The following is a 10,019-nucleotide window of genomic DNA, read 5'->3' on the forward strand; positions in this document are numbered from 1 at the left end:
ATTGCTCGAACTTTCATAAAAAACGAACCATAATTTTTGTATCAAAATGTCGCTCATTGACACCTATAAATCGCTTTGTACAGCGTTTTATGACCTGGACAAACCCAATGCCCCCCAAGAGGCCATAGCGTATTACCTGAATGAAATCCACACCCACAAACAACCCGTATTGGAACCCATGTGTGGTTCGGGACGGTTTCTTCTTCCGTTAATGGAAAAAAACGTAGATATTGACGGGACAGATGCATCCTCTGAAATGTTAGAAAGTTGTGAGCTAAAAGGAAGAGCCAAAGCATTACAACCCAAGCTCTATCTTCAAAAACTCCAGGAACTGGAACTTCCCAGGAGATACGGATTGATCTTTATTCCTTCCGGCTCTTTTGGCCTTATCTTAAACCGGCAGGAAGCGTTGATTTCATTGAAAAACCTTTTTGATCAATTGCTGGAAAATGGACAATTAATCATTGAAATAGAGACTCCCGCTTCGGCTTCGGTAGGCCCGTCAACCATGACAAAGGAAATACAAGGAGACAATGCAAAAATCCGATTGACCAGTACAAGCGAATATGATGCGGACAATCAGTTCGAAACCACAAAATGCGAGTATCAAAAAATCACTAAGGGAGAGATCGTCAAGACGGAAACAGAAATCATACAGGTGCGACTTTATTCGATTCAAGCGTTTTCTCAGCTCTTGAAAACGGTTGGTTTCACCAATATAAAAGCTTTGGTTCCTTATTCGGAAAAATTCGCAGAGGAGACTACTCCGTTAGTAATCGTCAAATGCCAAAAGTCATAAACTTGGCAAGGATAGTTTCCATCATGGACAAAGAATTTGCGTAATTACCGGGAAAATAACCTTTTGCATATTGCCTTTGCTTTATATTACTTTGTGTACAAAGATATTTTCTCCGGCACACAATATAATAAACCCTCTCAGGTGAGGTAGTTATTGTTATCTGAGTGTATCAAATGGGTTGACAAAATCTGTTTTAGAGGATATTTACAAGGTGGAAAGATTGTCACCCAAAAGGCATTAAAGAGAGAGCTTTATCTTTCGAATTTACATTTCTATACGAATCAATACATTAAAACAATTAAGCATTATGGGAAATTTTTCTGATATCATCATTGCCGATGTTCACGAAGGCGAAAAAATAGGAGAGGCGGAAACACCTTCAGAAAAATGGCCTACCTTGGAAGCAAGAAATCTGGATTCCATTACCCTTTCTACACTTTATTGTAGTATTACCAATAAGAAGTATTCCAATGAAATTCAAAGTTCGTTTCAATTAGCCGGAGGGGATCAATACGAAGGTCCTTGGGTATTTTTAATTCCCGAACTCGTGATGAATTCTTATGCTGAATTGGATACATCCAAAATCAAAGAAATAGCGCAAGTATGGGTAGCAACTGACGAAATGCAACTTTGGGAACTGCCGGAAGCAATGGAGCTGATTGCTCAATTAAAGGAACATGCCTGTAAAGCAAAAGAGGCTCGAAAAGCAATGTTTCTTTGGTATATGCTATAACCGCATCCTTCATCATAAAATCACAAAGCCACCTCAACCGGGTGGCTTTGTGGTAAATCAGACTTTGAAAAACAGATTTATTTCTTTTCTAATCTTGTTTCCCACTGTGCTAACACCTCGGAATTTTTTCCCAAAGGTTTCACTTCTTCCAGAAAGGCCTGGAATGTATTTTTCGCCTTGCCTTTGGCTTTGTCTGCATAATCGGAAAATACTTCTTCGAACTCTTCAATCCTCTCCTCCAAACGATGTTTCAGAATCGTGATGACTTCATCCCTTACTTTCCGCTTAGGATAGTTGAAAAACTCCAGGAGTTGTGGCGTCATAGTCAAGTCGTCTTGCAGTTGACGGAGCCCGAATATAACCAGGTTTGCCGGCATATTTTGCATATTTTCAAGCAGGTTGATCTTCGGATATACCGCATGAAACTGTTGTGCAAAACTATTTTCTTCAAAGGTACAATTCCGGTGAATGGCTTGGTCATTGGTCAGCATAAATTCCAATGCATAAGCTTCTCCCAACCCGATATCAATCAACAACCGGTAGAATTCAGGGGTGATATCTCTTTCGTTTCCTTCCTTGTTGCTCCATTTCGACCAGTAGTCGTAAACACGGTTCATATGGCCAAAACGCGCCAACATATAAAGGGCCCGGTGTTTCACAGTATCTTCAAACAACCAGATCACTTCGTCCAGATCACCTGAAATGCGTTTCATCAGTTGCGGCATGAGCTTTTCCTCAATCTCTTTAAAATCACCGGTTTGGAACAGGTAATCATTGATCCAGGAACAGGCCATTTCCACTTGTTTTTTAAATGCCTGTTTTTCCTCATCACTCCAGTCGTATATATCGTATAAATGGTCTTTATTTTCCGGTTTAACAGTCCGGCGGCAAAAGTTGTAAAGCTCATCTTGAAACTGTTGGTTTCTTAACTTGTCAAAGGCTTCGAGCGGTTTGATCTGGTTTGCCGAATGTAAGAACTGGGGCAACTTATGCTTATCAATATATTGCAGGGCCTCCTTCATGGCCGCTTTTTCCTTTTTCTCCTCCCTTTGCCAAAGCATGGGTTGGTCTTCGTCCAGTTCGTCCATATGCGCACAAGTCTCTATCAATGCCTTGTAATGGTTCAATTCCGCTTCTCCCGGCTTCATCAGCGCCTTTATTGTTTTATGAGTATACACAATTTCCCAGGCTTTTATCTGACTTGGCAGGATTCCCAGCTTTTCCAAGGTTTCCATATAGTTTCTGACGAGTCGTAAATCAAAATCACGCCCTTCCTTTTTAAAGCACTGGAACACCACATGCAAGGTTTTTACCGGAGCCAGCTCAACAAAAAGTTTGAACACCTTTTTTAAAGGCTTTTCAAATACGAATGGTAAGCCCTTTGCTCCGTATGCCGCTGCTGCCAGAAGAGTGGCAATATGGTCAGAACTCAAGAATAAACTTACTTGCGGAATGCCCAATTCATCGGTCCAGTTTTCATAAAAGAACAGGCGATGCAGGCCTGCTTTTGCCTCTTCCTCCGTGCTGGGCTTTGCTTGTTTTTTGGCCGCCTCAAAAATAGCGAGTTCTTCGGGTGTTAAAGAAGCCGGGCCTCCTTTCATCAGTTTCATGATGATTTCTTTAGGAGGGGGTGTACCTTTAGCGCCAATGCAATAGCTTTTAATAGCTTCCGAAATGGCCTCTATCTCCGCTTTAGTTTTATCTGACTCGTCACCTTCTCTGCCTAGAATAGACTCAGAGATAACTTCATGTAAAAAGGTTTCCCAAAAGTGCTTGGCAAAGAAGTCTACCAATATTTTCAAATGCGCATCAGGAGACATGGCCCCTTCACGGTAACAAATATACGCTACCGCCAATAAGTGGGTACCGGAAACGAGCTCCCGGTCTTTCACCTTGGGCAGTACTGCCAGCATGTCTTCGTCCATTTGGCTACGGCTAAAGTCAATGGCTTCGTCCAGCACCTCTTTCCAAATAGCCGGATTTTGTTTATACAACAGATAAATCCGTTCCAGGCTTTGGGCCGACAAATACTTGTTGTGAAAGGAATCCATCAAGGAATTAATTTCCTCTATCAGCATCCTTTCATCCTCAATGGCATACCTTGCTTGAAAAGCTTCCAGCGTGCATAGCTTATAAGTATTGACAATCAAGTCTAGCGTATAGTTATCAAAAACCTTTTTCCCATTCAAATGATAGAATACATCGACAATACGCATAGCGATATCGACCCCACTAACCTCGTTCCCATTGATGTTAATACCACCCCCTCTAACATTATCCCCATTAATATTAAGTTTAAGAGTGAAAAATTCGTCATCGGCAACCTCGTGATATTCGTCAAAAAAATAAGGAAGAACCTCATCTATATCAGCCCCGCTAAATTCCAGCCGGGGTAGAATTTTCAAGTTCCGTTTATAGGCAAGTGACTCTATTGATTGGGGAGGAATATCGTTCAATACCTCCGGGTTTTTGCCCTCCCGTACATAGTCCCAAATGGCTTCTCCATTATCGAAACCATTGATAAAAAAATCTTTGTTTATAGCTTCCTCCCCATTGAAGTCCTCCTCATCATAATAATACGGATTCTCCTCGTCTTTCTGAGAGCGAAGTTTCGATTCGGGCACTTCTTCCAAAATCTTATTTACCTGCTTGATAAGCCCGAAAATTTCGTTCTCATAGGTATCTGAGATCAAAATCTCTTGCTCTGACAAAGGTGGGAATACCTTCTGAAAGAATTTTTCTACCATATGCAGGCCTTCGTCATCTTCCTTCTCAACCGGATATTTTTTCACATGGTTGAGATACTCTTCACAGAAATATGGATACTCCTCCGGGTGTTGTTTGAAGTGCTCGTACAGGTAGTATAGCTGATCACCGGCATCTGTTACGTATGGATAACTGGTACAAATTGTCTGAATCAACTCTAAATTATAACAATGAGCAATGGCCTTGAGTATAGGCCGGCTAAAACCGTGTTCATCAGCCAACCCGGACAAATAGTCAAAGGCATAGATGGCATGTTCAGTGTCCCAATTGGGGAAGATGTACAAACCGATCAGATAAGCATACTCCACATCGGTAAGGGCCAAAGTGTAAAGGATATCCAAGCCGAATAACTGGCGGCACTTTTCAATCCATAAGTCTTCGGTCTCATTTTTAGCAAGGGCATAGGCAACGATCTCTTGCGCGATTTCCACGACCAAATCTTTCAGTTCGGGGTGTTCCAATGCCGCCACAAAAACCAAGATTTCTATTACCAAAGGATCCTTTTGCCAGGATGCTTCCTTAGAACTTGTAAAAATTTTCGCACCTTCTCCTTTTATCAATGCACGGATTGCCAATGCACGGACTACTTTCTCTGGCTGCACAGCATCCGAAAAAGTGAATGGTCGCCTCTCTCCATTTTCTTCCGTGCAGAAGAAAACGTTGTAATTATGAAGGTCTATTTGTGGTTGGTCGTTTTTAAACCGGGTTAAAAAGGCCTCCAAGGCTTTTTGTAAGGAATCTTTGCTTTTTAAATCGACTGCGATTAACGATTGAATGTTTTTCATTATTGGTTTTAGTGTTTCGTCCTATCACGGAGGCTTCCGTTCTTACCAGAGGACTCAGTTGTAAAATAGATAGTTTAACAAAGAAGTGAATTAACCTTTTTCTTTTTCCTAAAAAATGTTTCGAAAACGCCTCCTCTGTGTTATTTTTTGCAACAATAGCTTTGGCTATTCTTTTCAAAAAGTGCCTTGATGAGCCGATTTTGATTCCATCTTCGGTCAAAAACTATACATGTAAACCACTTCAAATGATTTATTTTTCTAACAATCACCTATTTATGAATTTACTTTTTTTAATCTATGATATGAATCGTTGAAAATAGGATGATACCTGGGCGGCAAATATACTAAAGCCTATTTGAAATATGGAAACGCTCATGGTTGTATCAGAAAATCACCAACATACCGGATGTAAGGTTTAAATTTATATATGCCCACTCTACACCTATTTTACGAGGTGTAAAACGAAGTAACGGAACAGTCTACACGTAGCCCAGGAAGTCATCCCTTTTCAATTCCCTCTTACTTAAGAGTTTTGCTCAAAAAAAGAGAGAATTATCTTTTTCCCAACACAAACTCTTGGTCCACCATTTTGATGATTTGAGGCGTACTGTCAGGATAATTTCCGGTATGCCCAAATTCAATACCATACTGTTCTTTCAAAGCTTCAATTTTCATTTCGAGGCGCGGTAGTTGAATCACTTGTTTGGGTTGGAGTCCTAGCCCCTGGCGCCCATTGGAAAAAAACAACATCAGGTTTATCCGGTCATGGTATTTTTTCTCCAAATAATAAAGTACACGGATGTTTTCAGCATCTGCTATGAGGCCTAACTCCTCTAAAAAAGCGTTTTTTACTCCCTCCCCAATATGGCAATCCATCCTGAGTGCGAGGGTCTCGGCATTGTTTTTCCGGATTGAGGAGCCTACTATTCGCAAGAAGTCTTTAGTTGGCCAAGCCATTTTTTCTTTGGGGGAAAATAACCTGATTAACCGGGGAGCTTCAAAGACATGTTTATCAACCAACACGACCGCTTCCTTTTTAAGTAAAGTTTCCACTTTTACCATAAATTCAAAATCGTAATCAAACAGGTGGTGACTCCCTGTGCCGATTTGTAAACGGTTTCCCTCCATCCGAATGAATAAATAGCTCTCTTTGTATTGTTGAGTCAATCGCTCCAAGTTTTTAATCAAATGCCCCGGATTTTCGCAGATGATATACGCCACCAATTCCGCAGGGTTATCCGCATGCCCACCGAGGCCCTTACGATATTGAAAATACTCAAATTCGTATAATCCGGAAGGAAATTCAAAATACCAATAAACGCCTAATACCATTGATTTTTATTTTAGCCTGCAAACAAACGTTCCATAAATACTTCCCCGAAGTCATCGCGGTTTTCTTCACGTTGACATCAGCAAACAAGTAAGAGTACGGCATAAATATCGGTATTCCTATTGAAAAGTCCATTTCTGTTTCTTGCCCGACCGAAGTCTTTGTACTGAAATGATATAAAGTTCCCTGCCAAAAGTTAATAAATCTTAAGTTTTGGGTATAAGCCAGGATGAAGGCAGAGGCAATTGGGCGTTACGATTGCTACGTAGTATATTGTAGAAAGCGAGTTTAATCTTATAAAGTAAAATTGAAAATGAAAAACTGTTTTTTGTGAAGTTACTCACTTAACTACCATTGCGGTATCATTACGCGCACTGCATGGAAGGGAATCCGGAAATGCTATGTATTAAACATCTTAAAAGTACACTCTTGATTTTAAAACCAAATAACGTATGAAAGACTTTTCAAAAGTTCTGTCCATTAAAAACCGCGTTGAATCTTCCATGCTCCAAATGGATGGCGTTCATGGGATCAGCATAGGAGAAGAGAAAATTGATGGGAAGGGAACCGGTAATTTTGCCATTTACTTGCATGTACATCCCCATATGAAAGGCTTGGTCAACCTGCCTAATGAGGTAGATAATGTAAAGGTGATCATCAGTTATGAAGAACAACTTGGCCCACTCACAAAGGTAGGTTTTGAGCTTGGAGGGAGTGAGGATACTTCAAAATACCGCCCATTACGGGGAGGCTGCCAACTTCAAATAAAAACAGGTTTAACTGAACACTTTGGCACCTTAGGTTGCTTGGTTCGTGATAATAAAAACGGTGGAAAAGTAATCGCTCTTAGTAATCAACATGTGATTCGAAATGAAGGGCAGAAAGTAGGACAACCCAAGGTTTGTTGTGGTGATGAAATCGGAAGCACCATCCGTTCGGTCCTTTCTGCCAATGTGGATGGGGCTGTATGCTCTATTGGCAACACCAGTTATGAAGCTACCATTATCAAAATAGGTAAGGTGAACGGAAGCTATACGGTAACTCCAACCGATATTCTTGGAGGCGGGTACCCTGTAAAAAAATACGGCCGAACCACAAAGCTCTCCAGCGGTCGGATTACACGGCTCAATTTCTCCGGTACACGTAATGATAATTGGAATTTTACTAACCAACTTTATATTGACGGTCAGTTCGCGGACTCCGGGGATTCGGGCTCTGCCATTGTGGACGATAATGGTAACGTTGTAGGACTGCTTTGGGGTACTGGCAAGAACAAACAATTTGCTAGTGGTTCCCCAATAGCACAGGTCATGTCCGAACTGAATATCAGCGTACTTACTGCCAGTGAGGCGCCAGCTTTACCAGAAGAGGAACGCTTTGTACTCAATCAAACAGAATTGCTTAAAAAGTTAGAACAAGAAACATTAAAACACCCTCTAGCTGCTTACATTTATAACCTGGTTACCCTTCACCGTAGTGAAGTTACCCAGCTCATCAATCAAAATAAAAAAGTGGCTACCGTTTGGCACCGAAACAATGGCCCTATGATTTTAAATCAAGCCATCAAGTTCGTTCAAACGCGAGAGGTTGTCTTTTCTGATCTGATTACCGAACAGGGAGGCCGGGAAAGCATTATCAATATCTCCAATAGCCTGCAAGAGTTTGGCTCGGAAGAATTAAGAGTGGCGATTCAAAAGATGGAGCCGTATGTTTATGGCTTCATGGAAATGACATATAGCGAAATATTGGAAGAACTAAAGGCCAAAACCGACTTTGGCAATATACCGCAACCAATACCCTTGAGCAAAATAACCGCTCCGGAATCCGGTGAGGCGGTAATCAATGAAGCTTCTTTAAACTACCTCTCCCATAAGTTCTTTTTAGCCAATAAAGAGTATTTCAATTTGGAACAGGTAGTGCCCTTGACCATTGCCGGGGAGGACTACCAATACTTGATTGAATTAAAAGTGGATAAGGCTCCTTCTATTGAGCTGTCTCCTAAGACCACGGAGAAAATTTGTGAGTTGGGTTTAAACAAGCTGGGTTTGCCTTTGGAACAAAGAGCAAAAATGCTTGAACAAATGGATTTCACGGCTCCGGAAAATAATTTAAATGCTTGTTTGAACAACGCTGATTTTACTATTTACGATTATGCCGGGGAGAAGAAAGGAAAGGAAATCGGCCGTTTAAAAATTGATATTGAAGTATTGGGCGCATTGGGAGCGACTGCAAACAGCCTGCATCTTTTGCCTATTGACGGGAAAGTAAAAGCAAATGGTAATACAGATGCCCTTGCGACTTTACTTTTAAAAGTACTTTTAGGAGCTATTGAAGACCGTTTTAGTGATTATCCGTTACCTCATTTGGACTTGTTTCTCGGCTTTGGGGCCGGTATTGAAGGGGCTGAAATCAAGGCAAAAGAAGTCAAAGCCAAAATCGCATTGGACTACAATGTAACTTCCAGCGGGATTTCGATGGATCGTTTGGTGAGTCCTCTCGAAGAGGGAACAGATGCCCGTGTAAGCCTGGCCGTTCCCCAAAGTGCATTGAATTTTGTCGGGCAACACATCATTGACTTGCCTAATTTTAAGAAAACGGAAGAAGCCAGTGGTGCCGGGTTTGGTGTTCGAGTGGGAGTATTTGCCGGAGTGGATCAACCAAGTATCCACATTGGCGATGACTTTGCAACTGCCTCCACACAACTGGGAGCAAAAGCTTCGGTAGGAGTGCAAGTATTTGGGCAGTGGTTGGATATTGCTTTGACCCCGGGTTTGGTCACACTTAATTTAATGGTCCAATTAAAAACGGCCAATGACGGCAAAACCATTGTCATTAAATTCATTCCGAATTTTGATTCGATCACCATTGACTGGGGACTAAAATTGCCCTTCCCATTTAGTTTGGCCACTTCCGCGATCCAAGGTATTCTTGCCAAAATGTTAGTGGCTATCGTCAAAACTTTCTCCTCGGAGTTTGCCGGAATTGAGATCCCTTTGTATACCCTGAATGATTCCTATGAGACCTTGAATGCCGATTTCAATGTAAAATTCGATTCGTTCGGTTTCCGGAACAAGAAGGCAATTGCGAAAGTAGCAGCGAGTTAAAATTTACGGTATCTCTGAGATAATTTCTCATAAAAAAGGACTAAAAGCCCAAGAGCTTTTAGTCCTTTTATCTTGATCAGTTTTCTTAAAATAGAGTTCTTTCTTGGGAATAAGTTTGTCGTCATAACAAAAGAATAAAGTGTGAGATTCATATACATCCTTTCAATTTAACATACCTAAAAAGAACCAATCCTGAGGCTTTATAAAGCCTCAGGATTGGTTCTTTTTATCAACTTCCTCAAAGCCAGGTTTGACATATAATTTTGTTCTTGGATACGCTCGACACGTTCATCATACATGGCACCAATTTCTTCCCAAAAAGGAGTTATAGTACTAAGTTCACAAACTCTTTCCATGGGAGTTTTGCCATTCAAAGAGCTATGGGGTCTATACCAATTATAATGAAATTGCCATTGCTCTAAGTTTTCAGAGAGATTTGGATTTTGTAGGTCTTCTATAGCATAGAATTCCTGTAGGCTTGTTTTTTGGACACGTTCCACCT

General features: G+C 41.1%; 6 protein-coding genes. 3 read left to right on the forward strand and 3 right to left on the reverse strand.

The genetic code is table 11. The features are described 5' to 3' along the window. The first annotated feature begins 46 nt into the window (after positions 1-46). Together AAG747_RS13025 and AAG747_RS13030 are read left to right on the forward strand one after the other, a co-directional pair. On the forward strand, positions 47-799 hold the full coding sequence (locus tag AAG747_RS13025; RefSeq protein ID WP_346821612.1) for a class I SAM-dependent methyltransferase: 753 nt from the start codon (positions 47-49) through the stop codon (positions 797-799). A 307-nt stretch (positions 800-1,106) separates the two neighbouring features. Beyond that, positions 1,107-1,532, forward strand: a complete 426-nt coding sequence (locus AAG747_RS13030; protein WP_346821613.1) for a hypothetical protein — start codon at positions 1,107-1,109, stop codon at positions 1,530-1,532. A gap of 77 nt (positions 1,533-1,609) precedes the next feature. Here AAG747_RS13030 and AAG747_RS13035 read toward each other — a convergent pair whose 3' ends face one another. Together AAG747_RS13035 and AAG747_RS13040 are read right to left on the reverse strand one after the other, a co-directional pair. Next, positions 1,610-5,083: a hypothetical protein gene (locus tag AAG747_RS13035; RefSeq protein WP_346821614.1), complete on the reverse strand. Its 3,474-nt coding sequence runs from the start codon at positions 5,081-5,083 to the stop codon at positions 1,610-1,612. 552 nt (positions 5,084-5,635) lie between these two features. Beyond that, positions 5,636-6,415 (reverse strand): hypothetical protein, encoded by a 780-nt coding sequence (locus tag AAG747_RS13040; protein ID WP_346821615.1) that lies wholly within the window; start codon positions 6,413-6,415, stop codon positions 5,636-5,638. Positions 6,416-6,865: 450 nt separating this feature from the next. Here AAG747_RS13040 and AAG747_RS13045 point away from each other — a divergent pair, with 450 nt between their 5' ends. Further along, positions 6,866-9,517: a chymotrypsin family serine protease gene (locus AAG747_RS13045; RefSeq protein ID WP_346821616.1), complete on the forward strand. Its 2,652-nt coding sequence runs from the start codon at positions 6,866-6,868 to the stop codon at positions 9,515-9,517. Positions 9,518-9,717: 200 nt separating this feature from the next. On the opposite strand, the gene AAG747_RS13050 is transcribed toward AAG747_RS13045, so the two are convergent. Then, a partial coding sequence (locus tag AAG747_RS13050; RefSeq protein WP_346821617.1) for an integrase core domain-containing protein occupies positions 9,718-10,019 on the reverse strand: 302 nt, incomplete at its 5' end.

It is taken from the genome of Rapidithrix thailandica, assembly GCF_039710355.1.
Classification (GTDB): domain Bacteria; phylum Bacteroidota; class Bacteroidia; order Cytophagales; family Flammeovirgaceae; genus Rapidithrix; species Rapidithrix thailandica.